The organism is Cohnella cellulosilytica (assembly GCF_042431195.1).
GTDB classification, from domain to species: Bacteria; Bacillota; Bacilli; order Paenibacillales; family Paenibacillaceae; genus Cohnella; species Cohnella cellulosilytica.
Map to the genome: position 1 here is coordinate 200,024 of NZ_JBHMDN010000013.1, position 25,738 is coordinate 225,761.

At 59.5% G+C, this 25,738-nt stretch carries 20 protein-coding genes; 3 read left to right on the forward strand and 17 right to left on the reverse strand.

The window, feature by feature from the left end; translation table 11 throughout:
* Nucleotides 1-95: 95 nt before the first annotated feature.
* From ACFFT4_RS10570 to ACFFT4_RS10580, 3 genes are all read right to left on the reverse strand, one after another.
* Complete coding sequence (locus tag ACFFT4_RS10570; protein ID WP_378047432.1) at nt 96-1,091, reverse strand: aldo/keto reductase; 996 nt, start codon at nt 1,089-1,091, stop codon at nt 96-98.
* Between the two features lie 91 nt (nt 1,092-1,182).
* Complete coding sequence (locus tag ACFFT4_RS10575; RefSeq protein ID WP_378047434.1) at nt 1,183-2,100, reverse strand: aldo/keto reductase; 918 nt, start codon at nt 2,098-2,100, stop codon at nt 1,183-1,185.
* Between the two features lie 35 nt (nt 2,101-2,135).
* Nucleotides 2,136-2,987, reverse strand: coding sequence for an aldo/keto reductase (locus ACFFT4_RS10580; RefSeq protein ID WP_378047436.1), 852 nt, complete (start codon nt 2,985-2,987; stop codon nt 2,136-2,138).
* A 120-nt stretch (nt 2,988-3,107) separates the two neighbouring features.
* Between ACFFT4_RS10580 and ACFFT4_RS10585 the strand changes: the two genes are divergently transcribed.
* Nucleotides 3,108-3,536 (forward strand): MerR family transcriptional regulator, encoded by a 429-nt coding sequence (locus ACFFT4_RS10585; protein WP_378047438.1) that lies wholly within the window; start codon nt 3,108-3,110, stop codon nt 3,534-3,536.
* Between the two features lie 116 nt (nt 3,537-3,652).
* Here ACFFT4_RS10585 and ACFFT4_RS10590 read toward each other — a convergent pair whose 3' ends face one another.
* Nucleotides 3,653-6,106: a glycoside hydrolase family 27 protein gene (locus ACFFT4_RS10590; protein ID WP_378047439.1), complete on the reverse strand. Its 2,454-nt coding sequence runs from the start codon at nt 6,104-6,106 to the stop codon at nt 3,653-3,655.
* A 248-nt stretch (nt 6,107-6,354) separates the two neighbouring features.
* Between ACFFT4_RS10590 and ACFFT4_RS10595 the strand changes: the two genes are divergently transcribed.
* Nucleotides 6,355-6,945 (forward strand): thioredoxin family protein, encoded by a 591-nt coding sequence (locus ACFFT4_RS10595; protein ID WP_378047441.1) that lies wholly within the window; start codon nt 6,355-6,357, stop codon nt 6,943-6,945.
* A gap of 70 nt (nt 6,946-7,015) precedes the next feature.
* Here ACFFT4_RS10595 and ACFFT4_RS10600 read toward each other — a convergent pair whose 3' ends face one another.
* The 6 genes from ACFFT4_RS10600 to ACFFT4_RS10625 all read right to left on the reverse strand — a co-directional run bounded on the left by ACFFT4_RS10600 (nt 7,016) and on the right by ACFFT4_RS10625 (nt 14,889).
* A complete protein-coding gene (locus tag ACFFT4_RS10600) occupies nt 7,016-7,825 on the reverse strand; it encodes a hypothetical protein (protein ID WP_378047442.1) in 810 nt (269 codons plus the stop codon).
* Complete coding sequence (locus ACFFT4_RS10605) at nt 7,826-8,857, reverse strand: ABC transporter substrate-binding protein (protein WP_378047443.1); 1,032 nt, start codon at nt 8,855-8,857, stop codon at nt 7,826-7,828.
* Nucleotides 8,858-9,017: 160 nt separating this feature from the next.
* Nucleotides 9,018-10,628 carry a helix-turn-helix domain-containing protein gene (locus ACFFT4_RS10610; RefSeq protein WP_378047444.1) on the reverse strand — a complete coding sequence of 537 codons (1,611 nt, stop codon included), beginning with the start codon at nt 10,626-10,628 and terminating at the stop codon, nt 9,018-9,020.
* A 348-nt stretch (nt 10,629-10,976) separates the two neighbouring features.
* Complete coding sequence (locus ACFFT4_RS10615) at nt 10,977-12,152, reverse strand: sugar ABC transporter permease (protein WP_378047445.1); 1,176 nt, start codon at nt 12,150-12,152, stop codon at nt 10,977-10,979.
* A gap of 18 nt (nt 12,153-12,170) precedes the next feature.
* Nucleotides 12,171-13,691, reverse strand: coding sequence for an ATP-binding cassette domain-containing protein (locus ACFFT4_RS10620; protein ID WP_378047447.1), 1,521 nt, complete (start codon nt 13,689-13,691; stop codon nt 12,171-12,173).
* An 88-nt stretch (nt 13,692-13,779) separates the two neighbouring features.
* A complete protein-coding gene (locus ACFFT4_RS10625) occupies nt 13,780-14,889 on the reverse strand; it encodes a sugar ABC transporter substrate-binding protein (RefSeq protein WP_378047449.1) in 1,110 nt (369 codons plus the stop codon).
* Between the two features lie 189 nt (nt 14,890-15,078).
* Here ACFFT4_RS10625 and ACFFT4_RS10630 point away from each other — a divergent pair, with 189 nt between their 5' ends.
* Nucleotides 15,079-15,237 carry a hypothetical protein gene (locus ACFFT4_RS10630; protein WP_378047451.1) on the forward strand — a complete coding sequence of 53 codons (159 nt, stop codon included), beginning with the start codon at nt 15,079-15,081 and terminating at the stop codon, nt 15,235-15,237.
* A gap of 591 nt (nt 15,238-15,828) precedes the next feature.
* On the opposite strand, the gene xylF is transcribed toward ACFFT4_RS10630, so the two are convergent.
* The 7 genes from xylF to ACFFT4_RS10665 form a co-directional block, all read right to left on the reverse strand.
* Nucleotides 15,829-16,926, reverse strand: coding sequence for a D-xylose ABC transporter substrate-binding protein (gene xylF, locus ACFFT4_RS10635; RefSeq protein WP_378047543.1), 1,098 nt, complete (start codon nt 16,924-16,926; stop codon nt 15,829-15,831).
* A gap of 209 nt (nt 16,927-17,135) precedes the next feature.
* Nucleotides 17,136-18,677: a response regulator gene (locus ACFFT4_RS10640; RefSeq protein ID WP_378047453.1), complete on the reverse strand. Its 1,542-nt coding sequence runs from the start codon at nt 18,675-18,677 to the stop codon at nt 17,136-17,138.
* Nucleotides 18,652-20,121, reverse strand: a complete 1,470-nt coding sequence (locus ACFFT4_RS10645) for a sensor histidine kinase (protein WP_378047454.1) — start codon at nt 20,119-20,121, stop codon at nt 18,652-18,654. Before ACFFT4_RS10645 ends, ACFFT4_RS10640 begins: the two co-directional genes overlap by 26 nt.
* Nucleotides 20,118-21,095: a sugar ABC transporter substrate-binding protein gene (locus ACFFT4_RS10650; protein ID WP_378047456.1), complete on the reverse strand. Its 978-nt coding sequence runs from the start codon at nt 21,093-21,095 to the stop codon at nt 20,118-20,120. Before ACFFT4_RS10650 ends, ACFFT4_RS10645 begins: the two co-directional genes overlap by 4 nt.
* A 251-nt stretch (nt 21,096-21,346) precedes the next feature.
* On the reverse strand, nt 21,347-21,736 hold the full coding sequence (locus tag ACFFT4_RS10655; protein WP_378047458.1) for an iron chaperone: 390 nt from the start codon (nt 21,734-21,736) through the stop codon (nt 21,347-21,349).
* Between the two features lie 491 nt (nt 21,737-22,227).
* The gene (locus ACFFT4_RS10660) at nt 22,228-24,000 is read right to left on the reverse strand and encodes an ABC transporter ATP-binding protein (protein WP_378047459.1); all 1,773 of its coding nucleotides are present in this window, start codon (nt 23,998-24,000) and stop codon (nt 22,228-22,230) included.
* Nucleotides 23,990-25,738, reverse strand: a complete 1,749-nt coding sequence (locus ACFFT4_RS10665; RefSeq protein WP_378047461.1) for an ABC transporter ATP-binding protein — start codon at nt 25,736-25,738, stop codon at nt 23,990-23,992. The genes ACFFT4_RS10660 and ACFFT4_RS10665 overlap by 11 nt, the downstream gene beginning before the upstream one ends.

Here is a 25,738-nt window from a genome sequence, read left to right on the forward strand (position 1 = left end):
AAAAAGCGTCCCGCCGCAGCGGGACGCCCGAAGTTTGGACAATTCAACGATTTTTCATGGTTTTCTCCAATTCCCTTGACCGCAAAGCCGGCTTCTTACCAGGCGTAAGCTTCGGGAGCCTGGCCGCCCGGTCCGGGGAAAATCTCGTCGAGCTTGGCCAGCACCTCGTCCGACAGGTCGATCTCGACGGCTCTCAGCGTATCCTCGAACTGAGCCAGCGTCCGAGGTCCGATAATTGGAGCCGTCACTGCCGGATTGGCCAGCAGCCAGGCCAGCGCGACGTTCGACTCGCTCTCGCCGAGCTCGGCGCACAGCTTGGCATAAGCCTCCAGCTGCGCGCGCTGGGCCGCGGTCAAATTCGCCGCCGCTTGTCCGGATCTTTCGCCGCCCGCGGCCGGCTTAAGCACGTTGCCGCTGAGCATGCCGCCGCCGAGCGGGCTCCAAGGGATGACGCCCAGGCCCATCTCCTGCGCCGCCGGCAGCACCTCGAGCTCCGGCAGCCGGCACAGCAGATGGTACTTGTGCTGCTCGGACACGAGGCCCAGGAAGTTGCGCTTCTCGGCCGCCGCCTGCGCGTAGGCGAGATGCCGCGCGCCGAAGTTGCTGGAGCCGATGTAATACGCCTTGCCCTGATTGACCAGCGCCTCGAACGCACCCCAGATTTCCTCCCACGGAGCGTTGCGCTCGATGTGGTGCATCTGGTACAGCTCGATGCGATCGGTCTGCAGACGTCTCAGCGAGCCTTCGATATGTCTGCGGATTTTGTACGAGGAGAGGCCGCGCGGACCGTTCGGTCCGTCCGTCTCGTCGCTCATATCGCCGTAAACCTTGGTCGCCAGCACGACCTTCTCGCGGCGTCCGCCGCCTTGCGCGAACCAACGGCCCATAATTTCCTCGGTCCAGCCGCTGTGGCCGGCGTCGCCGCCGCGGCCGTATACGTTGGCGGTGTCGAAGAAGTTGACGCCGGCCTCCAGCGCCCGGTCCATAATGGCGAACGATTCCTTCTCGTCGGTGCGCGGACCGAAATTCATCGTGCCCAGACACAGACGGCTGACCTTCATTCCGGTTCTGCCCAAATTCGTATACTTCATGCGATAACTCCTCCTTCAATATCGATTAAAGTTTCGTTAACACGCATTGACTGAATCGAATCCAAGCCCGTTTTTTTCCGCGGGTTCGGACTTACGGCAAGATGTTCCCGGCGGACAGATAGATTTCATACCATTCCGCGCGCGTGAGGCGAATGTCGACGGCTTTGACGCAATCCTTCAGACGCTCCACGTTCATCGTTCCGGTTACCGGCTGCATGTTGGCCGGGTGACGGAGCAGCCACGCCATCGCGATCGTCGTATTGCTCGTCTCGTATTTGGCGGCGATTTCGTCGATTTTGGCGTTCAGCTTCGGGAACTTCTCGTTGTCGAGGAACACGCCTTCGAAAAATCCGTATTGGAAGGGAGACCACGGCTGGATCGTAATGTCGTTCAAGCGGCAGAAATCCAATATGCTGCCGTCGCGATTCACCGCGGGATCGTCCAGCATGTTGACATGGAACCCTTGCGAGATCATGTTGGCGTTCGTGATGCTCAGCTGCAATTGGTTGGCCACAAGCGGCTGCTTGACGAACTTCTTCAGCAGCTGGATCTGCATCGGATTTTGGTTGGATACGCCAAAGTGGCGCACCTTGCCGCTGCTATGAAGCTGGTCGAACGCCTCGGCGACCTCCTCCGGCTCCACCAGCGCGTCGGGCCGGTGCAGCAGCAGCACGTCCAGGTAATCGGTTCTCAGACGCTTCAGAATGCCGTCCACCGAAGACAGGATATGCTCCTTGGAGAAGTCGAAAGAGCCTTTGCGAATGCCGCATTTGGACTGCAGGAACATCTGCTCGCGCACGGACGGATTCATCTGGACCGCGTCCGCGAAGATTTCCTCGCACTTGCCGCCCCCGTAAATGTCCGCGTGATCGAAGAAGTTGGCTCCCAGCTCCAGCGAAGTGCGGACGAAGCGTTCCGCCTCCGGCTTGTCCAATCCGTTGATGCGCATGCAGCCGACGGCGACGGCCGGCACCTGCAAATCCGTTGTTCCCAGTTGTATCGTTTTCATCTTGCGTATTCCTCCTTGGTTCTTCGCTTTCTTTTTTACCAGGTGATCGTATCGGGGTTGGCGGCATAGCCGCAGCAGCCCTTCAAGTCGGCAATAAGCTGCACGTCCTGCGGAGCAAGCTCGAAATCGAAGACGTCGGCGTTCTCGCGAATGCGCTCGGGCGTCACCGACTTGGGCAAGGGCAAATATCCGCGCTGCAGGCTCCAGCGTACGCAAATCTGCGCGATGGACTTGCCGTACTTCTCGGCAAGCGCCTTCATTTCGGGCACCTCGAAGATTTTGCCCACGCCGAGCGGGCTGTATGCCTCCAGCAGAATGGAGCGTTCGCGGCAGTAATCCACGACTTCGTCCTGCGTGTCTCCGGGACACAGGCGAATCTGGTTGACCATCGGCGTGACGGTCGCCGTCTCCAGCAGCGCTTCGAGATGATGGGGATGGAAATTGCTGACCCCGATCGCACGGATGCGCCCGGCCTTGTGCAGCTCTTCGAAGGCTTTCCAGGAACCCGCGTTCGTCTCCTGCCACCGGTCCCGGAACTTGGCCGGGTTGGGCCAGTGGATCAGATACAGGTCCAAATAGTCCATATCCAGGTTTTTCATCGTCTGTTCGAAGGCTTTTAAGGTATTGTCGTACCCGTGCATATCGTTTTGCAGCTTGCTGGTGACGAAAATATCGCTGCGCGCGACGCCGCTTTCCTTGACGGCGATGCCGACGCTTTCCTCGTTGCCGTATCCCGCGGCGGTGTCGATATGGCGATATCCGGCCTCCAAGGCCGCCTTCACCGACGAAGTCGCGATATCCCCGTTCTGCACCTGCCATGTGCCGAAGCCGATGCAGGGAATCTGGACGCCGCCCGCCAGCTCGTAGCTATCCGTTAAAGCTTTCATCCTTCTACCTCCCGAGTAAAAATTGACAGCTTCTACAACATTGGATATATTGCGTATGATAAACCTTAACGTTAACTTTAAGTCAATAGGAAGAGTGAAAATTTTCGGGAGGGAACGAGCATGGGGTACACGATCAAGCAGGTGGCGGAAAAAACGAAGCTGGACGCGCACGTGCTGCGTTATTACGAGAAGGAAGGCTTGCTGTCCCCGGTCAGCAGGAAAAAGGGCGGCATCCGCCACTACTCCGAGGACGATCTGGAATGGCTCGGCCTGATCCGCTGTCTTAAAAACACCGGCATGTCCATCAAGCAGATCAAAAGCTTCGTCGACCTGAGCGCGCAAGGCAAAGAAACGCTCAAGGAGCGCTGCGACATGCTGGTCGAGCACAAGAAAAACGTCGAAGCGCAAATTCGGGAAATGGGCAAGCATCTGGAGAAGGTGTCCCATAAAATCTCGCATTTCACGGCGCAGCACGAAGAGTACGTTAAAGAGCAGGATCGGCACAACGTTTGCGACGAAGCGTCCGCAGCCGTCCCTCCCGCCCGTTAGTCCCGCGGCGCCCCCCTTGCGGCCCTTTTTTTGCTTGCATCGGCCGGCACAAGAGAGAGGCATGAAGCTCCCGTCAAGGCGCTCCATGCCTCTCTTTTTGCAGCTCGATAAAACCGTCAGGGCGTCACCCTAAGCGCGTCAAGAATCATGTAAGTGCCGGATTTCTTCACGCCTTTGACCGTATGCGCGCCGGACGACAGCCCCGAGACGCTGAACGCCGGAACCTGAGTCTGCATCGTCCCGTTGTACGTATCGACGGTTTGGCGGAAGACGTTGTCGATATAGAAATCGACGTTGCCCTGCCCCGTGCTTCTCTCCATGACGACGTCGATTCCCGTTCCGACGAACGTGAACTCGAACTGCGTATCGTTCGCCTCCGAGAAATGCACGTCGTCATTGTAGTCGCCGTACCCGCGGTTCGAATTAAGCGACCAGCCTCCCGAATAGACGATCCCCGGGTCCGTATTGTTGTACACCAGCTGATTATTCAGCACGTTCAGCCTGTCTAGGATCATGTACGCGCCGCTTTTCTTGACCGCCTTCAGCGTATGCGCGCCGGCCGCAAGCCCGTCGATCCGGTACAGCGTCTGCTGCGCCAGCATGCTGGAATGATAGGCGTCGACCGTCGTCTGAAGCACGTTGTCGATATAGATGTCCATCTGCCCCTGGCCGGTGCTCTTCTCCGTAATCAACTCGATGCCGGTTCCGTTAAACGCGTACGTAAAATAGTCGTCATTCGTCTCGGTAAAATGCACGTCGTCCATGTAGTCGCCGAAGCCCCGGCCGGAATTGAGCGACCACGTCCCGCCGTACGCGATGTCGGGATGCGTATTGTTGACGCGGACAGGGGAAGCGACGCTGTAATTGAACCGATCGATAATCATGTACGTGCCGTTTTTCTTGACCGCCTTGATCGTATGCGGACCGTGCGGCAGTCCGGTAATGCCGTACAGCTGCTGCTGGGCCTGCATCGATGACGCGTAGGCGTTCACCGTCGTCTTGTACGCGCCGTCGACGTAGATGTCCATCTCGCCCTGTCCGGTGCTCCGCTCGGTAATCAGGTTCACGCCCGTCCCCGTAAACGAGAACTCGACGTAATCCCCGTTGTTCTGGGTAAAATGAACGTCGTCCTTATAATCGCCGAATCCCCGGTTCGTATTGCGCCGCCAGTCGCCGGTATAGGCGATGCCGGTATCGTCGTCATTGACGCTGTTATAGCCGCCCAGGGAGACGACGCGCAGCAGCCGGGACCCGTGCGAAGGCAGATTAATCGAGCTGAATCCGGTATTAAACGTGCCTAGATCGGTACGGCTCCACAGATCGCGGACGGTCGCCCCGCCGGAGAGGCCGATGTCGCTCCAGTCGACGGTTACAGTCGCGCTGGAGCCGCCCAGGTTGAACAGGCCGACCGTATAGCTGCCGTCGCCGTTGTTGGCGTACCAGACCTGCCGGTCCGTCGCCGTCGACACCGGATGCGCGGGACGGCCCGCCTGATTGACCGCGATCACCTCTTCGTTGGTCAGCAGCTCGAGGCCAAAGCCGTCCAGATTGGTCATGTCGTTGCCGATATAGAGCTGCGCCGACGACATCGCCCACAGGCCCATCGCCGTCCTTCGCTCGTCAGGGGTTAGTCCGTCCATCGAACCGTTTCCGACGTTAAGCGAATCGAAGTCGTTCCAGCCGCCCGGCCGCGCCTCTCGCCACCATTTGTCGGCGTCGGGAAACAGGCGGGCGATATTTTCCCACTTGGTCAGCTGCGTGTAAGGCCCGCAGTAGCATTCCACGTCCCATTGCACGCGCCAGGCGTTGGCATGCTCCCGCCAATAAGCGGCATAGTTGTAGTCGACCGCCCAGGACAGCGTAAACCAGATGTTGTGCGGCGCCAGCGCCTGCGCCCATGCCGCGACGTCGCCCCGGGCGTCGATCGACGTGTCGTAATGTCCCGATCCCGGCGTAACGCTGTCGAATTTCAGGAAATCGATCCCCCAATCTCCGAACAGATCGGCGATCGAATCGATATAGCTCTGCGCGCACGGGTTGGCAAAATCGATCTTGTAATTGATATCCCAGTAATCGGCCGACCGGAGCGGCAGAACGACGATGTCCCGGGCCGTGCAGGACGTGCCGAGAATCGGCGTGTCGTTGTCGTAAGCCGCCTTCGGCAGTCCGGGAATCGTGTACAGGCCGATTTTCTGCCCGTTGTCATGCACGTAATCGATCACGTCCTGGATGCCGTCGGGATAGAGCGCGCTTTTGGGAACGGGCCGTCCGTAGCCGTCGATGCCGCCGTCCCATCCCGCGTCGATATTGATGTATTCGTACCCGTAGTCCTGCAAATAAGCCGCCATCGCATCCGACTGCGCCTTTACCCGCGCCGCGGTCACCCAATTGATCCCGTCCTCGTTGTACACCTGCAGACTGTAGCTGCTCCATCCCATCAGCGGCTTCTCCGCCAGCCCGTTATCGGCGGCCCGCGCCTCCTTGCCGAAAAAGAGCGCGGCGATCAGGACCATCAATAGCGTTCCTGCGACGACTGCGCTCCGACTGCTTACGGACTGCTTTTCAACCACACGATTCCTCTCCTTTGCCGGTAGGAAGTACGCTGCATCGCTTGTCCGCGCAGCGCCTACGTCCATTATAGGAAAGACGGCAAAGCATAAAGAATGGACATAATTATGACTTTATGTAAAATAATACTATCTATTTCAGAAAGACAATATCCGACTTGTGCGGGCGATTTATGTGTCTTTAGGCGGTTGCGCGGCAAAGGAATTTTCTGTACAATCCAGGTGTACACATCCATTGGGGAGGGAAACGTATGGCCTTTACTTTGCAATTGGGAGAGCAAGCGCCGGACTTCTCGCTGCCGGCAACGGACGGAAAGACGTATTCGCTGCGGGATTTCTCCGACGCTTCGACGCTTGTCGTGTTTTTCACTTGCAATCATTGTCCCTTCGTCGTCGGCTCCGAGGAAGTGACGCGGGAAACGGCGCTCAAGTATCGCGACCGGGGCGTCGCGTTCGTCGGCATCAATTCCAACAGCGAATTGACGAAGCCTGACGATTCCTTCGAGCATATGGTCGAACGGATGAACGAGAAGAAGTTCCCTTGGGTTTATGTGCGCGATAAAAGCCAAAGCGTCGCCAGGGCTTACGGCGCGCTGCGCACGCCTCATTTCTATGTGTTCGACCGGGACCGGAAGCTGGTCTATTCGGGCAGAGGCGTCGACAATCCTCGCGAAATCGACAAAATGACCGTCAACGATCTCGATAACGCTCTGGCTCAGCATACCGCGGGTCAAGCCGTCTCCGTTCCGCTGACGAATCCGCTCGGCTGCAACGTGAAGTGGGAAGGCCAGGACGAGCACTGGATGCCTGCGGAAGCCTGCGATCTGGTTCCGCAGTCTTAGTAAGGACAAACGGGGCTGTTCCCTGAGTACGTTCAGGGAACAGCCCCTATTCGTTCCGCGATCGGACGGGTCAGACGAGCTTGGCAAGCCGCTCCTCCGGCGTCGCCTTCGGACAGGTGGCGCAATAGCCGTGGGATTGGCCGTTCTCCGTCAAATGATACGCGAGGCAGCAGGCGCTGCGCACGAATATCGGCGGACCTTCGTAAGCCGGATGGCTGAACGTCCGCTGCCTGACGGCCAGCGGGTTGCGATCGAAGCCGGGCACGACGCGCAGGCTGCGATCCAGCAGCGCCGCGCGATCCGCTTCGACGATTCCCTTTCGCTCCCGCGACAGCGGCAGCGAAGCATCGTGCAGTAGCCTTTCGTACATATTCCGAATGTTGGTCGACAGCAGCGACCACATCGGGCCGGGACGAATTCCGGTCCTGCCGGCCACCGCCGCGAAGACGGGGCCGATATGCTCCGCAAGCAGCCGCTCCCTGTGCCGCTGGGCGCGTCTCGCCCGTTCCTCTCCCGCGGCCGGCAAATCTTCGGCGGCCAAGTCCGCCTCTTCCAGCATGTACTCCATCTCGGCTTCGTGCGTGACGCGAAAACGCACCTTGTCCGGCCGAAGCTCCGGCATCCGGTCGAACAGCGACAGCGCGGACAGCACGCCCATGATCAGCACCGAGTAACGCTTGGCGAACAGCATGCCGACGACCCGATCCGCCGGCTGACCGAGCTGGGCGGCATGAAGCTTCAAGACGGCGTCCGCCGAATCGGCCCGAAGCAGCCCGGCGGCGGTATACGGGTAACGCTCCGCCTGCTCGACGGCGACGGCATACCGTTCCCTCAGGTAAGTCAGCCACATCGGCTCCGCTTGCCCGTCCCCTGCCGTCATCTACGAAACCTCCAGATCCTGCAGCAGCTCGCGGACGATCTCCTTCTGGCCCAGCACGCCCCAGCTCAAATACAGCCAATAATCCGTCTTGAACGTCCGGTTCTCCCGAACCGCCGGAACGCTCTGCCACAGCTTGCCGCCGGACAGCTCGGCCAGGTAGTCGTCCCCTTCCTTGCCGTCGGTCTGCAGAAACAAGTAATCGGCGTCCAGCTCCGGAATCAGCTCCTGGGACAAGTCGACGCGTCCCGGCTGCGTCAACGAGGACGGCTGCAAGCCCAGCTCGCCGTAAAGCAGCGTATTCAGCGGGTGGCCTTCCGTGCCGTACAGCTGCAGCTCCTTCTCGCGAACGCGGATGAAGGCGATACGCTTGTCGGACAGCTGCGCGATTTGCTCCTTGGCTTCGGCAACGCTCTGCCGCAGCTCCTCCAAAGCCTGCGTCGCCGCCTCCGGCTTGCCGAACGTCTCCGCCACCTTCTGCAAGTCGGTCTTCCACCGCTCGAGGGGATTTTCCGGCGCGTCGCCGAGCACGACGGTCGGAGCGATTTTCGACAGCGATCCGTATTCCTTCTCCGCGGTCCCCCCGTCCGCCAAAATCAGATCGGGCTGCAGCGCCAATATGGCCTCCAGGCTAAGCCCTTCCGTCCCGCCCTCCAGCAGCTTGACGTCCGGCAGCCTGTCCCGCAAATACGGCAGCAGCTCGTTATTGTACTGCGGCGTAACCAATACGGCGTACGGCGTCTCGCCGATCGCCAGCATATAGTCGGCGTATTCCGAGAACAGTACAAGCGTCTTCTCCGGATGGAGCGGCACGCAGGCCGTCCCTTGCGGATGGCTGATTTCCCGGCACTCCGTCTCCGGCGTTCCGGCGCTCTGCGAGGGCGAAGCGGACGGAGAAGCGGATGCGGATTCCGGCCGTGCGGCCGAGGACGGCTGCGCCGTATCTCCCTCGCCGCCTCCGCATGCGACAACGATCAGAGCGAGCAGAACGAGCGACAATGCGGCATAACCGTGCTTGTAAAACGATGATTTCATGTGCGACCTCCTGATGATAACAATTCTCATTCTCATCAGGATTATAGCAAACGTCCGCTTCCCGCGACCATGGATATCTGTGGGACGGAACCGTCATTTTGTGCGGCCGCATTCCAGGCAAATCTGGAAGCGGACGGAGACCGGGCAAGCTGCGGGGCGTTCAGATGCGCGCCAGCATGCGCTGCGCCTGCTGCAGCATATATTGCTGGGAATAGGCCGAATACTCCCGCCATATCGCCCCGTCAATGCGGAACACACGGCGCTCGCGCACCGCCTTCAGCGCCTGCCAGCGCTCGTCCCGCTCCAGCCGCGCGACCCAGCTCTCCGACCTGGAATCTCCGTAGACGTGAAGCAGCAGCACGTCCGCGTTCCAAGCCAGCAGCTGCTCCAGGTCGATCCGCCGTTTAATGAACGTCGGACTGCCCGCCTCGAACGGCTGCGCCATCTGCAAATCCCGGTACAGCAGCTCCCCCATATTGCGGCTCCGATAAGCGATCAGCTTGTCCTCGCACAGCGCTACGGCAAGGCAGGAGGCGTTGCCGGCCGTTCGTCGGACGTTCAGTCTCGCCTCCGCCGCGTTCTCGTCGTAGGCGTCCAGCCACCGCTCGGCCTCCTTCTCCCGTCCGGTCGCTTCGCCGATCTGCTGAAGATGCTCGCGCCAGCCCATGCCGGTCCACGACAGAACCAGCGTCGGCGCGATCCGGGCAAGCCGCTCGCGGTTGTATTCCTGATCGTCGCCGCAGATGATCAAATACGGACGCGCCCGCTCCAGCTGCCCCATGTTCCTCTCGGACAGCAGCTGTCCGGTCAGCGGGTACGGAATCCGGCTGAAATAGTCGCGGCGGTGCGGCGCTCCCTCGTCGACAATCGAGACGCAGGGCGTCAGCTGCAGCGCCATCATGCTGCCGTCGTACGGAAAGCACAGGTTGGCGAGCCGCTCCGGCGTCTTCCGCACGTAAACCGTCGGCGATACGCCGACCGTCGTCTTGAACTTGCGGCTGAAATAAAATTCGTCCCGGTATCCGGTCTCCAGCGCGATCTCCTTCAGGCCGGCGTGTGGCCGCAGCAGCAGTTCCCGGGCTTTACGGATGCGAATCCCGTTGAGATACGCAATCGGCGACAGGCCGGTCGACTGCTTGAACCTCGCCGAATAATGCCACGGGCTCAGCCCGGCCAGCCGGGCAAGGCGTTCCCGGGGAATATCCTCCCGATAGTTCCGTTCCATATAAGCGATCGTGTCCCCGATCGGATCGCTTGACCCGGCTTCTTCCCGCTGCGAGGAAGCCGCGGCCAATTCCTCCAGCAGCGCATACAGCAGCCGTCCTCTTCTTAACGCGGCGGCGCCGCCGCGGAACGGAAGCGGACCGCGGCAGACGGCGGCCAGTTCGTCCAGCAGCGGCCGCATACGCTCGTACAGCGTGCCAGACCACGGTCCGGGACGACGCGGAACCTCTTCGACGAGCGTATGGACCGCGCCCCGGACGTCGAGCTCGGCCAACGTCAAACAGAAGCCCCGCAGCCTGCCCCCGTTGTCCGGCTTCAGCGCCAATCGGCGGCAGGCGATCGGCCCGATGCCGCTGCGGCCCAGCTGGCAATCGTCGCCGTCGATCCGCAGCCGCCCCCCTCCTTCCTTGACGACGAGCAGCGCCCGTTCGCCCGGTTTGCACTCGAGCTCCCAGCCGGCTTCGCCCGCGCAGTCGATTTCCGTCCAGCTTCGCAGCTGGTAGACCGTCTCTCCGGCAAAGTCGGTCCGATGCTTTTGCTGATCCATTCCCGCTCCCCCTCCTGCCCGAAGTCCGCTCCGCAGCGCCGGCCGTCGAAGCTGCATCCGTACCGGCGGCGACGGTCTGTAATTGGCTTTTCTTTTTTCTACCGTCGCTTCCTTCTGTGCTTCCTAGTGTATCATGTTTTCCGTCTTTCCGGCCGGGACTTAACGGCTGGCTTAACCGAAAACCCGTCCAAACGAAGAAAAAGGCGCGCAAGGGATCTCCCTGCCGCCAGTTTCCGTATCGGGTCTGTTTGTTGCCGCTTCGCACCGGATGACCGGGATTCCCGGCCGTGCCGGAAGAGCGGGACTTGTGTCTGAGAAACCGCGAAGTCCCCCTCCCGCTGTGGGAGATCAGCTTCTCTGCTTCCGCGTCATTACGTCGAAAATAACGGCGGCGGCCAGAACGCCTCCGCGAATCATGTACTGATAGGAGATGCCGACGCCGAGCAGATTCATGCCGCTGGACAACGACGCCATGACGATCGCGCCGATAATCGATCCCGTCACCTTGCCGACTCCGCCCGCCGCGGATACGCCGCCGACGTAGGCGGCCGCGATCGCGTCCAGCTCGAACAGCGTGCCGGCGGTCGTCGTCGCCGATTGCAGCCGGGATGTATACAGAATGCCGGAAAGCGCCGAGAGCAGTCCCATCGAGCAAAATACGATATAGGTGATTTTTTTGACGTTGATTCCGCTTAGATGGGCCGCTTCGGGATTGCTGCCGACCGCGTAAATGTTTCTGCCCAGCACGGTTTTGGTCGTCAGGAAATGGTAGATGACGACTACGATCAGCATGATGATGACCGTCCAGGAAAAACCGTTGTAGCCGGCGATAATCCACGTCACATAAGCGATAATGGCCGAGACGAACGCAAGCTTCAGCGCGAACATTTGCCCGGATACGACCTCGAGCTCGTACTTAAGCTTGTTTCTGCGTTTCGAGATTTCGGCTGCGATATAGAGCACAATGAACAATGCGCCCAGCAGGAGCGAAAGCAGATTCAGGCCTCCGACGTTGGCCAGCTCCGGGATATAACCGTTGCCGATCGCGTTGAACTGCTCGTTCTTAATGTTGATCGTGCCCGTCTTCTCCGTTACCCGCAGCAGCGCGCCCCGAAAAATCAGCATGCCCGCCAGGGATGCGACGAACGACGGGATGCCGATCGAGGCGACAAGCACGCCGTTGAACAGTCCGACGACGATGCCGAGCACGAGAATGATCGGAATCGTCAATACGACCGGAATGCCTGCCTGCGTAATCAAAAGAGCCGCGATCGCGCCCATGAAACCGGCCGCGAAACCGACGGACAAGTCGATATGGCGAATGACGATAACCAGCGTCATCCCGACGGCCAGCACGGCGATATAACCCGTCGCGTCCAGCAAATTGCTGATGTTGCGCGAGGAAATGAACAGACCGTCCGTCATGACCGTAAATACGAGCATGATCACGAACAGGGCGATGTACATCCCGTACTCGCGGATGTTCACCTTGACGAGCGTTTTCGTTTCCTTGAACAAATTCATAGGTGGTCCTCCCATTGCCTATTGCGTCGCGAGCTGCATGATTTTCTCCTGATCCGCCTCTTCGATCGGCAGCTCTCCCGCTATTCGCCCTTCGGCCATCACGTAGACGCGGTCGCTCATGCCCAGCACCTCGCCAAGCTCGGACGAGATCATGATGATGCTCATGCCCTCCTCGATCAGCTTGTTCATGATCGTGTAGATTTCGAACTTGGCTCCGACGTCGATCCCGCGCGTGGGCTCGTCCAGAATCATCAGCTTGGGCCCGACGAACAGCCACTTGCCCAGGCTTACCTTCTGCTGGTTCCCCCCGCTCAGGTTGCCGACGATCTGCTCTATGGACGGAGCTTTGACGTTTAACGAATCCTTGTACCGGTTCGCGACGCGAATCTCCTCGTTGTCGTTAATGACGCCGCGCGAAGCGATATCCCGCAGGTTCGCGGCCGACAGGTTGCTCTTGATATCCTGGATGAGAAACAATCCGTCCCCCTTCCGGTCTTCGGTCACGTACGCGATCCCCGCGCGAATCGCGTCGCTCGTGTGCCGCAGCTCGACCGGAACGCCTCGGAGCAGCATTTCGCCGCTTAAGCGATAAGCTTTCGGATTGCCGAACAGGCTTCGCGCGAGCTCGGTTCTTCCCGATCCCATCAAACCGGCGATGCCGACGATTTCCCCTTGTTTGACGTGCAAGTCGACTTTCTTCACGACCTGCCTTCCCAATTGCGGATCGTAGGCCGACCAGTCGCGAACCTCGAGAATGCGATCTCCGAACTTGCGCCTTAACCGCTTCGGATAAATATCGTCGATCTCGCGTCCGACCATGCTCTTGATAATGACGTTCTCCACGAGCTCGCCCTTCGAGGCGTCAAGCGTGCAGATCGTCTTGCCGTCGCGAAGCACGGTCGCTTTGTCCGCGATGGAGATGACTTCCTTCAGCTTGTGCGAAATCATAATGCACGTAATGCCCTGGTCCTTCAGCTCTCGCAGCAGCTCCAGCAAATTCTCGCTGTCGTTCTCGTTCAGCGCCGCCGTCGGTTCGTCCAGAATCAACAGCTTCACATTTTTGCTGAGCGCCTTGGCGATCTCCACCAGCTGCTGCTTGCCGACGCCCAGATCCTTGATCGGCGTCTCCGGATTCAGATTCAGCTTCACCTTCCGCAGCATCTGCTTCGCCTGCACGATCGTGCGGTTCCAGTCGACGATGCCGCCGCGGCTCACCTCGTTGCCCGCATAGATGTTCTCGTACACGGTCAGATCGGGAAACAGCGCCAGCTCCTGATAAATGATGGCGATGCCGGCTTTGACGCTGTCGCTGATTTTGTGAAACTGCTGCACGTTCCCTTCGAACACGATGTCGCCCTTGTACGTACCGTGCGGATAGACGCCGCTCAACACCTTCATCAGCGTGGACTTCCCCGCGCCGTTCTCCCCGATCAGACAGTGAATCTCGCCGCGCTCCACCTTGAAATTGACGTCGGCGAGCGCCTTCACGCCCGTAAACTCCTTGGAAATTCCGTTCATCTCCAAAATGTAGTCGCTCATCGTCATGCTCTCCTTAACCGTGCAACTCCTGTAAAGGCGGAATGCAACGGAGAATCCGTCGTCATTCCGCCCGGCTTATGCGACAGGTTTACAGTCCCGTGAACTCGCTCGCTTCATAGTAGCCCGAATCGATCAGCTTCTCTTTCACGTTGGATTGCTCGACGACGATGACGTCGGTCTGTTTCGCCGGCACATCGATCATGCCGTTCGGGTAGGAGCCTGTTGTCTCCGGCTCCTTGCCGTCGAGAATCGAGACCGCCATGCCCATGGCGTCGTTGACGAGCGTACGCACGTCCTTGAATACGGTCATCGACTGGTCGCCGTCGATAATGTACTGAATGGAAGCCTTGTCGGCGTCCTGCCCGGAAATGACGTAGCTCGTCACTGCGGAATCGGTCGCGAACACGTCGGCGATGGCGCGGGACGTTCCGTCGTTCGGCGCCAGGATGACGACGTCGCCTTTCATATCCGCTCCGGCGGCGGTCAGATGCGTCTGGGCTTTATTTTTGGCCTCGTTGGGCTCCCAACTCGTCGTGACTTGGCCGACGATTTTGCTCATTTGGTCGCGCGACAGCTTCGCCGTATCCTTCAACGCTTCGGCTTCGCTCGAATTCGCGATCTTGAACGTGCCGTCGGCAATCTTCGGCTGCAGCACGTTCCAGGCGCCCTCGAAGAACAGGAATGCGTTGTTGTCGGTAGCGGCGCCCGCATACAGGTACAACGGCTGGCCGGGGCCTTTCGCATGGTCGACGAGATATTGGGCCTGGGCCTCTCCTACGGCGACGCTGTCAAACGTAACGTAGTAGTCGACCGCTTCCGTGTTCGTAATGAGACGGTCGTAGGAGATGACCGTAATGTCTTCCTTCTTGGCCGCTTCGACGGCCGCGGCCGCCGCATCCCCGTCGGGCGGACAGATGATCAGCACTTTGATGCCTTTGTTGATCAGCGTCTCCACGTTTTCTTTTTCCTTGGCGGGAGAGCCTTGGCTGAACAAAATCTCCGTCTTGTACTTCGTATCTTTGATCGCGTCCTTGAAGCGCTGCTCGTCCTGCACCCATCTCTCCTCATCCTTGGTCGGCAGAACGATGCCTACGCTGATTTTGCCGCTCCCGCTGCCGTTGGCGTTGCAGGCCGCGACCAGCATCGAGAGCATAATAACCGTGAGCGCCAACGCAATGGATTTCAAGCTTTTCATCATTTGTGAACCCCTCTCAAAATATGGAATTAATGACCAACATCGTCACTATACCATCGGAGAAGCACGATGAAAGCGCTATACGCTAGCACTCTTTTGCAACCGCCTATACTTTTTTAAGCTTCGACGGGAATAGCTGCCGGGGGACAAGGTGGCGGAGGGGAAAAGGAAGAGTGTTTCCGGGAGGACAAGGTGGAGGAGGATGAAAAGGAGGAGTGTTTTCGGAAGGACAGGCTGGAGGAGGATGAAAAGGAGGAGTGTTTCGGAAGGACAGGCTGGAGGGGAGGAGAAGAGGTTCAGAGGGCGGAAAAGGAGAAGGGGTTCCGGGATCGGCGGCAGAGTTCTTCGTGAATCTCCTCGCAGATAGAAGCGAAACCGGCGATGGCAAGGACGATTGGTCTTGTCGGAAAGCAGCTGCAGGCACATGTGGGAGCGAGGAGGACTGATAACCGATTCTTTAAACATCGGACACCGAAATGACGATTGGCGTGGGACGATAACTGATTCTTTAGAGTATCGGGCACCGAAATAACGATTTGTGTGGGGAGATAACCGATTCTGTAGAACATCGGACCCGAAAGTGGCGGTTTGTGTGGGGAGATAACCGATTCTGTAGAACATCGGACCCGAAAGTGGCGGTTTGTGTGGGGCGATAACCGATTCTGTAGAACATCGGGCACCGAAATAGCGATTTGTGTGGGGCGATAGCCGATTCTTTAGAACATCGGACCCGAAAGTGGCGGTTTGTGTGGGGCGATAACCGATTCTGTAGAACATCGGACCCGAAAGTGGCGGTTTGTGTGGGGCGATAACCGATTCTGTAGAACATCGGACCCGAATATGGCGATTTGTGTGGGGCGATAACCGATTCTGTAGAACATCGGATCCAATCCCGACAGGCCGTCAAAAGCGCCCGGCAGCACGTCTGTCGCCCCACGGTTCTTACTCGCCCGTCCGGAACACGTCCTCCCGGGTATGGAAGCCGTCGGCGATAATCGTCTCTTCGACGTTGGTCCGGTCGACGGCGATCGGCGGAAGCAGCACGGAAGGCACCTCGGTCTTCCCGTTATTGACCTTCCGGGAAGCGCCCGCCCTCTCGCCTCTGGCGAGTCCGACCGCCAGCTCGGCCGCCTTGTCCGCGAGCGAGCGGATCGGCTTGTAGACGGTCATCGTCTGCGTGCCGTCGACGATTCTCTGCACGCCCGCGAGCTCGGCGTCCTGGCCGGCGACCGGAATTTGTCCGGCCAATCCCTGCTCCGCGAGAGCCTGGATGACGCTGCCGGCCGTGGCGTCGTTGGCGGCGATAACCGCGTCGATCTTGTTGCCGTTGGCGCTCAGCGCCTCCCTCATATTGGCCAGAGCGTTCACCGGCGTCCAATCCTTCGTCCATTGATCGTAGACGACGGTAATGTCGCCGCTGTCGATCCGCCGCTGCAGCACGTTAAACACGCCTTTCTTGAAAAGATGGGCGTTGTTGTCGGTATCGGCTCCTCCGATATAGACGTATTTGCCTTTCGGAACAAGCTTCGTGATCGCCCGGGCCTGCAGCTCTCCGACCTCTTCGTTGTCGAAGGAGACGTACAGGTCGACGTCCGCGTTCTTGATCAGGCGGTCGTAAGACATGACCTTGATGCCGGAAGAATGGGCTTTGCCAACGATGGCCGCCATCGCTTCGGCGTCGTGAGGGACGACGACCAGAATGTCGACGCCTTGCCCGATCAGCGTCTCGGCCTGCTCGATCTGCTTCGCGTCGTCGCCGTTGGCGGCCATCACGCTGACCTCCGCGCCCAGCGCCTCCACCGCCTGTTTGAACAGGTTCAAGTCTCGAAGCCAGCGCTCCTCCAGCAGCGTATCCATGGAAAAGCCGACTTTGATTGTCCGGTTGTTCTCCAAGTCCTCGAGGGCAAGACCACCTCCCGAGGCCAAGCCGGACGGCAGCGCGGACGACGAAGGCGGCGATGCCTCGCCCGTCCCTCCGTTCCCGGCGCCCACGCAGGCAGAAGCCACGCAAGCCAGTGCCAGCACGACCGCCAACCCCATTCCGTAAATCCGCCTCACGACATCCTCTCCCTTTTTCACCGCCGGCCTTACGGCAAGCCTCTTCGACTATCTTCCTTTCATTCGCTGCCCGATCGTAAGAGCTTCCCGCCTGCCTTTTCCCCGGCCGTCCGTCTTTTTCCGATCAACAGCTCTTGTCGCCGTCCGCTTCGTACCGCGCGCCCCCTTCCTCCCGCCTGCGCTTCCGGTCGTTATCCCTTTCGCGCCGCCAGCGTCCTGCGGTATTCCGTAGGCGACATGTCGCACATTTTTTTGAACACCTTGCTGAAGTAATTCGGATCGTGGTAGCCGACCTCGAACGTGATTTCCTTCAGGCTCTTGTCCGGATCGGCCATCAGCTTCTTCGCCTTGTCGATGCGGCATTCGGTCAGAAAATCGATATAGTTGACGCCCAGCTGCTCCTTGAATATTTTGCTGATGTAGAACGGGCTTAGGCCCGCCCGTCTGCCGATGGCATCCAGCGTAATGTCCTCGTGCGAATGCTCGACGATGTACCTTTTGATCTGCTGGATCGCATCCGGCTCCAGCCGCTCGCGGTGTTCCGCATAGGCCCGCCTCATCCCCTCCAGCAGCCGCCCCGATTCGAAGCGCAGCTCCCGGTAATCCCGGGCCTGGAAGGAATAGACCGGCGTATCCGTCTCGACGCCCAGCTCGAGCATGACCCGCGCGGCGATCCACAGCAGCTCCAGCACGCGCTGCTGCGCCATGAGCAAATCGACGCCCTCGTTCTCGCAGCCCCGAAGGAACTCCGTCACGTCCGCCCCGAGCGGCTCCCACTGGCCGAGACGGATACGGTCGAAAATCAGCCGCTCCCGCTGCTTGTCGAACGGCTTGTCGCGGGCGGCGCCCGGCGAGGGCACGTCCTCGTAGAAGCGGTATTTGACCGGAAGCGTCGGGTCCATGGAAGCGATCAGCGCTTCCTGGTACGATTGGCGGATCTGCTCCAGAGACTCGCAGACGCCGCCGATGCCGACGAACCAGCCCGCTTCGGCTCCCGCTCTCGCCGCGGACAGCAGCTCCCGGGCCATGCCGACCGCCTGGGAACGGAAGGACCGGACCGGCTCGCGGAACGTGATAACCGGAATTTGCCGGCCGTACATCGCCCCCATCCAGCCGCTGCCCGCCTGCCTGATCTTCTCCTTGACGACGGAATACAGGCTCTCCGAACCCTCCGGCAGCTGGACGATCATCGCGAACGCCTCGCTTGTCGTTCCCGCACCCAGCAGCCCGACCAGCTCGTCCAGATGGACCTCGTGCACGTGATCGAACAAGAGCTGCGTAACGACGTCGGTCTCGACGAGCGGCAGCGTCTTGCGCAGCGCGTCCCGCTGCCGCCGGTCCGCCTCCCGCGACAGCCGCTCCTCCTCGACCTCCTTCAGCACCTTGCCGACCGTGGCGACGATCTCCGCGGCCTTGCTCGGCTTAAGCAGGTAATCCTTGACGCCCAGCTTGATCGCGGATCGCGCATATTCGAACGTATCGTACGCCGTGACCATCACGAATTTGATGTCGGGATCGTCCGCGCGAATCCGTTCGACCGCTTCCAGCCCGTTCATCCCCGGCATTTTGATATCCATCAGAATCACGTCCGGCTGCAGCTCCCCGGCCATTCCCACGGCCTCTCTCCCGTTCTTCGCCTCGGCGATGTCCAGCCCGGGAAAGCTTCTTCCCAGAATGACCCGCAGCCCTTCTCTCTCTATCTGTTCGTCATCCACGATCAGAAGCTTGATCATGCTTCCCGCTCTCCCTTGTTTTCGGTATGCCGATCGTCACCTTCGTCCCGCGCTTCGGGCCGCTCTCGATGCCGATGACATCCTCCCGTCCGTAAAACAGCCTGAGCCTTCTGACGACGTTGCCCAGGCCGATCCCGGTCGTATGGCCGCCTTCCGAATCGACGGGACGCTCCTCGAGAATCTGCCGGATGCGCTGCTCCGTCATTCCCGGCCCGTCGTCCTCGATCTCTACCGTAACCCGCTCCGCTCCGTCGAAGATCCGGAACCAGATCGCGCCGCCCTCTTCCTCCGGCTCGATCGCGTAGATGACAGCGTTCTCAACGATCGGCTGCAGCGTGAGTCCGGGAAGCTGCACGTACAGGCACGTCTCGTCGATGTCGGTGTGGAACTGCAGACGCTCCGTGAACCGCGCCTTCTGGATTTCGATATACTGGCCGAGCACCCGGACTTCGTCGTACAGCGTAACCGACCGGTCGAGCCGCTTCAGATTGTAGCGCAGCAGCGACGCGACGCTGGCCAGCAGGTCGCTTGTCTCCTCGGAGCCCTCCAAATACGCTTTCTTCGACAGCGTGTTCAGCGTATTAAACAGAAAATGCGGGTTGATCTGGCTCTGCAGGCTGCGGAGCTGGCTTTCCTGGAGCAGCAGCTTGCTCTGCTGCAGCTCGTTCTCCAGCTGGGCTTTCTGCTGAATTTCCGAGATCAGATTGTTGATGTTGATGCGCATGCGGTCGAACATCTTGGCGAGGAAGGAAATCTCGTCGTTGGACTCCACCTCGATCCGCAGATCGAACCGGCCACGGGACAGCTCCTTGGCCGCTTGCGTCAGCTTCTGCACCGGCCTCGTAATGCTGACCGAGAACGCGTAGGTAAACAGCAATAGCAGAAACGTAATGAGCAGCAGCAGCCAGATTCCCAGCTTCTTCAGCTCCGACGACTGCTCGATAATGCCGCGATAAAACCCGTCGTACGTCTTCAGCTCCGCGTCGAGCAGCGTGAGCGTCATCTCGGAGATGTACTTGGAAATCCGGGTCGCTTCGGCAAACGCCGTCGCGGAGTCCTCCGTCTCCTTCTCCGAGCGGAACATCAAGGAGCGGTCCGTCGTCTCGACGAGGCTGTTGATCAGGTTCATGTAATTGGTCAGGGCGAATTCGTTGCCCGCGTTGCGCAAATCCATGACGTCGATTCTCGCTTTGCGAAGCTTCTCTTTGCTCTGCTCGAGCTGCGTCAGATTCGCTTGCGAGGGGGCGAGCAAATAGTTGTTCAACGACGTGACCGTCATCTGGCTTGCCGTCGTGACCTCGTTCATGCGCAAATACCGCTGCAAAATATCGTTGTATCGGTCTTGGGTTTTCTGGTTGTAATAGGTGAGGGCAATCCAGATTGCCGCCATGATGGAGAGAACGACCGCCGCCAGCGTCCATATTTTCCTCTGAATGCCGCTCATCGCGCGTCGACCGCTCTCAGCATGCGGATTTCGGTGAAATAGCCTTCCGTATCGAGGGGAACCGTCTTGCCGCCCAGCCATTCAATCATCCGGCTTACGCTGATCCTTCCCATCGCTTCGGGGGATTGCTCGATCATGCCGTCGAGCTTGCCCTGCCGAAGCAGCGACATCGCTTCCTGACTGTCGTCGAACGAATAAATATGATAGGGTTCGACGCGGGAACGTCTGCCGATCTCTTGGATCATCGCGGCCGCGGTGTTGGCGTTAACGGCGACGAACGCCTGCACGTCCGGCATCCGGTTCATCACGTCCTTCGTGGCCGCGATAACCTGATCCCGCGCCTCCGACGTCTCCGCGTATTCCGTCCGGACATCCGGATAATCCCGCAGCGCGTCAAGTATGCCGCTTAGCCTCTGCTGCTGGTAGAATTCCCGGCGGCTGTCGCCCAGAAGAACGACTTTCCCCGCCGTCCCCATGTCGGAGATCAATTGTCTGGCGATCAGCTGCCCGGCCAAATGCTGATTCGAGCCGACATAGGTCCGTCTCAGACTGTCCGCCATCGGCACGTCGTAGGCTACGGTAACGATCGGAATGCCGTAGAAGGCGGCTTTCACTTTCGTCAGCTGTCTGAACTCTTCCGTATCCAGCCCCTGAACGATAATGCCGTCTACTTTGGAATCGATGGCGATCTCGATCTTTTTCAGGAAATCCTCCTGGTTTTTGCTGTAGCTTCCCCAGATCTCGATGCTCGCCCCGAGCTCCCCGGCCTCTTCGAGCGCTCCGTCTCCGACCCTGACCCAGAACGGCGTCTCCAGCTCCTGAGTAATCAGAATAAGCCGGTAATGAGCCGGCTTCTCCCTCGTAGGCTGCGGCAGCTGCCAATCCGAACGAAACACCCGAGCCGCCGACACGAATGTAAAATAGAAGAGCGCGATGCCTGCGATCCCGAGCAGGAAGATAATCGTTTTGCGCAAGTGAACGATCTCCGTTTCCCGAGTGGAATACTTCCATTCTACCATATTTTTCTTAAAGCTAGGGCGTGTATGCCTACGCCGAGAACAGCCGATTTTGCCGAATTTTCGTTCCATGCAAGGAACTTTTGTAAAGGCATACCGGAGGTACGTCAAGCAAAAGTGACGAAGTTTTCGCCCAGGGGGCGAAAAGGCGGTGAAAGATGCCCCTGAGCGGGTTGGCATACACGCCCTGGAGAGACGGATTCGTCTCTCTAGCTTTTTTTCTTCGAATTGGCCGCGGCCCGTTCCTTGTTTTCCTCCGCCCTGAACCTCGCGATGCGGCCGATCAGATCGAGCGGAAGCGGCCGGTCGAGCGGAAACTGCACCGAGCCTTTGGCTCCTTTATAGGCTGCAAGCTCTTCCTTGAACGCCTCGATTCCGCGCGGGGCCGGGTAAAATCCGATATGGTTTTTGAACGCGGCGAAATGCACCAGATTGCCGTGCAGGTCGAAGGTCGGCATCTGGTAGCTGATTTTCTCGGTTGCTTCGGGGGCGGCCTCGCGAATGACCTCCCGAATCTGGCTTAGCTTGTCCCGAATCTCCGGCGGGAAGTCGGCTATGTACTCGTCGATCGATGCGAAACCGGCTTTGCTTCCGTCCATGGCGTTATCTCCTCTCAAAATGTCGGGCTTGACGCTCTTGCTTCCTGATCGTATCCTACTTCTCCGGCGAGCCTTTCGTCAACGATTTGCTCGCGAACCCTCGGCAGGTTGGCTTGATTAACGGTCCTCTGGAACGTTAAAGGCGATCCGCCGATCGGATTCGTGCGATTAACGGCCCGCCGGAACGTTAAAGGCCGCCAGTCGATCGGATTCGTGCGATTAACGGTCCGCCGGAACGTTAAAGGCGGCCAGTCGATCGGATTCGTGCGATTAACGGTCCGCCGGAACGTTAAAGGCGATCCGCCGATCGGATTCGTGCGATTAGCGGTCCGCCGGAACGTTAAAGGCGGCCTGCCACTCGAATGCGCGCATGATTTGCGAAGCGGTCAGCCGTCGAAAAAAAAGAAGCCCGCCGTCGGCGGAGCTTCTTCTTCTTCTTCTACTTCTTCTATTCCCACGTATCCAGGCGTCCCCCTGGTCCGGAGCGGGCCTTACCCGACTCCCGCCTTGCCCCGCGAGTGGCGGACCAGTTCCTCGTAATAGCCCCGCAGCTCCAGCAGCCGGGCGTGCGTGCCCTCCTCGACGATCCTTCCGCCGCGCATGACGATGATCCGGTCGGCGTGAAGAATCGTCGACAGCCTGTGCGCGATAACGATCGTCGTGCGATGCTCCGAGACGACGCGCAGGGCGTTCTGGACGAGCTGCTCGGTATAGGAGTCGAGATTGGCCGTCGCTTCGTCCAGGATGAGAATTTTCGGCTGGAAGACGATAATTCGCGCGAAGGAGATCAGCTGGCGCTCCCCGGCGGACAAGCCGCTCCCCCGCTCGGACAGCCGGGTGTCGTAGCCGTTCCTCATGCGGCCGATCAATTCGTCCGCTCCGACGAACCGGCAGGCGCGCTCGACCTCTTCCCTGGAGATCGATTCGTCGAACATCCGCACGTTATCGACGATGCTTCCCGAGTACAGGTACGGCTCCTGCTGCACCAGCCCGATCAGCCTGTGCAGCTGCGCCTGGGGAATGTCGCGCACGTCCGTTCCGTCGATCTTGACGCTTCCTTGGCGGACGTCGTAGAAGCGGCACAGCAGCCCGATCAAGGTGCTCTTCCCGGCTCCGGTGACGCCGACGACGCCGATCATCTCCCCGGGTTCGATGCGCAGGCTCAAGTCGTGAATGACCGGCCGGCCGTCCTCGTAGTAGAAATGAACCCGCTGAAAATCGATTCGTCCCCGCACCGTCTTCGGATCCACGTTCACGGGAACGACGGCGTCCTTCACCTCCGGCTGGACCGCGAAAACGCTCCAAATCCGGTTCGCCGAAACCATGGCCGACTGCAGGGTGTTCCACTGCTGCGTAATCGTGCTGATCGGCTGGAAAAACAGACGAATGTAAGTGATGAAAGCGTACATGACCCCGAACTCGACGTTCCCGTGAAACACCGCGTTGCCTCCGACCCAGGTCACGAAAGCGACGGCGAGCCCGCCGAGAATATCGAACGAACGGTTAAACAACACGTTGGTGCTCACTTCGCTGAGATTGGCGCCGAAATACGACCGGTTGCGGTCCGCGAACCGGCTCTTCTGCTCTTTCTCCTGGTGGAACGCCTGAATCAGGCTCATCCCCGCCAAGTTCTCCGCGGCAAAGGAGATGAGCCGGGACAGCGCCGTTCTGGACCTCTGGTATGTCTTGCGCATATGCCGGCGAAAAGCGATGGCGATCAGAAAAATGACCGGAACCAGAATGAGGCAGTACAGCGTCAGCTCGACATCGAGCTGGAACATGACGACGACGATGAAGATCAGCGTTAATCCGTCGCGCATCAAGCTTAGCAGCACCTGCGAGAAAAACTGGTTCAACGATTCCGTATCGCTGGACACGTGCGTAATCAGGCTCCCGCTCGACGTCCGGTCGAAATACGACATCGACAGCCGGGAGATGTGCCGGAACAGGTCTTTGCGAATGCGGGCGATAATGCTCTGGGAAGCGTACTGCAGCACATTGTTCATCAGATAGCTGAACACGAAGCCCGACAGCGAGAGCAGCAAATACAGGCCGCAGATGATCAGCAGCATCCGGAAATCGTTTTTACCGACCATGATGTTGTCGTCGATCGCGACCTTTACCAGATACGGCTGGAGCAAGTCGGCCGCCACCGCGAACAGCGTAAGGAAGAACACGAGCGTAAATTGCCGGCGGTGCGGCTTGCCGTAAGCCAGAAGGGAACGAAGCGCCGTCTTCTTGCCGGCTGGGGAATTATTCGGCATCTCGGTTTCCCTCCTCCTGAATGGCGTGCAGAGTGGCGTACATGCCTCGCTGGCCAATCAGCTCGGCATGAGTGCCCCGCTGCACGATTCTGCCTTCGTCCAGCACGACGATCTCGTCCGCATGCTTCAGCGCGCTGATTCGGTGCGCGATCACGATCGTCGTCAAGCCTTGGCGCTCCTTGGAGATCGTGTCGATGATCTTCTGCTCCGTCACCGCGTCCACCGCGCTGACGCTGTCGTCCAGAATCATGATCGGCGCGCGCTTGATCAGCCCGCGGGCCAGACTCGTCCGCTGGCGCTGACCTCCGGACAGCGTCACGCCGCGCTCTCCCAGCTTCGTCTCGAAGCGCTCCGGAAACTCGACGATGTTGCCGTAGATTTGCGCCTGCTTGGCGGCCTCCTCGATCCGCGTCATCGCGGAGTCTCTTCGATAGAAGGCGATGTTGTCCCTGATCGTGGTGCTGAACAGAAAACCTTCCTGCGGCACGTAAGCGATCTGGTCGCGCAGGCTTTCCAGCGTCAGCTGCCGGATATCGACGCCGCCGATGCGAATCGCGCCCTCGGGCGGATCGTACATTCGCAGCAGCAGCTTCATGAGCGTCGTCTTGCCGCTGCCGGTTTTCCCCAGAATGCCGACGGTCGAGCCGGGCGCGATATCCAGGCTAATATCGTGCAGCGCCTCCATATCGGCGTCGGGATACGAGAACGTCAAATGGCGGATCCGGATTCCGGCGCGCTTCAGGTCGTGCGCCAAAGCCTGTTCCGCCTCCTGGATTTCTCCCTCCTTGGCCAGCAGCTCGTTGATCCGGTCGAGGGAGGCCCGCGACCGCTGCATCGTGTTGATGACCCCGCCGATCTGCTGCAGGGGATTGACCATCATTCGAATGTACAGCGTAAGCGCGACGAAATTGCCGAGCGAGATGTGCTGATGAATCGTCAAGTAGCCGCCGTAGACGATCGCGATGATCAAGGACAGCGTTCCCAGAAACGGGATAAGCGCCTGGAACAGCGAGGAGACGCGCACGAGCTTAAGCTGCTTCTCGTGAATCCGGTCGACCGCGGCGCCGAAGCGCGCGCCCATGATCGGCTCCGCCGCGAACTTTTTCGTCACCCGTATGCCCCCGAACTGCTCTTCCGCGGACTCCGTCATTTTCCCCAGCGCCTCTTGCACGGACAACGACCTGGAGCGGATGACCGGACCGAAGCGGCTGACGATCCAGGGAATGGCCAGCAGCGGCAGCACGCTTATCGCGATCAATCGGAGCGGAATATCGCTGGCCAGCATCATCGCCGCCGCCGACAAGATCAGAATGCCGGAGTTGGTCGACTGGTTGATGCCTCTGGCGATCGCCTCGCGCACCGCGGTTACGTCGTTCATAACGTAGCTGAGCAGCTTGCCGACGCCGTTCTTGGAATAGAAATGCTCGCCCAGCGTCATGAAATGGTCGAACAATCGTCCGCGCGTAAAAAACTCGAACAGGCGTCCGAGTCTCATGACGATATATTGTCCCATCCCGGCCAGAACGCCGAAGGCGATGCCCACTCCCAGCAGCAGCAGGCTGTAATCGACGATCAGCGAATAGGTCAGCTGCTCCTCCTTCAATTGATCGGCAAAGCTGCCGATAATGCGCGGGTAGAAGGACTGGATGATGTTGCCTGCGGCCATAAACAGAATCGCAAGCAGGTAATAAGGCCATTTTCCTTTCAAATAATCGACAAGCACGCGTTGCGCTTTCAA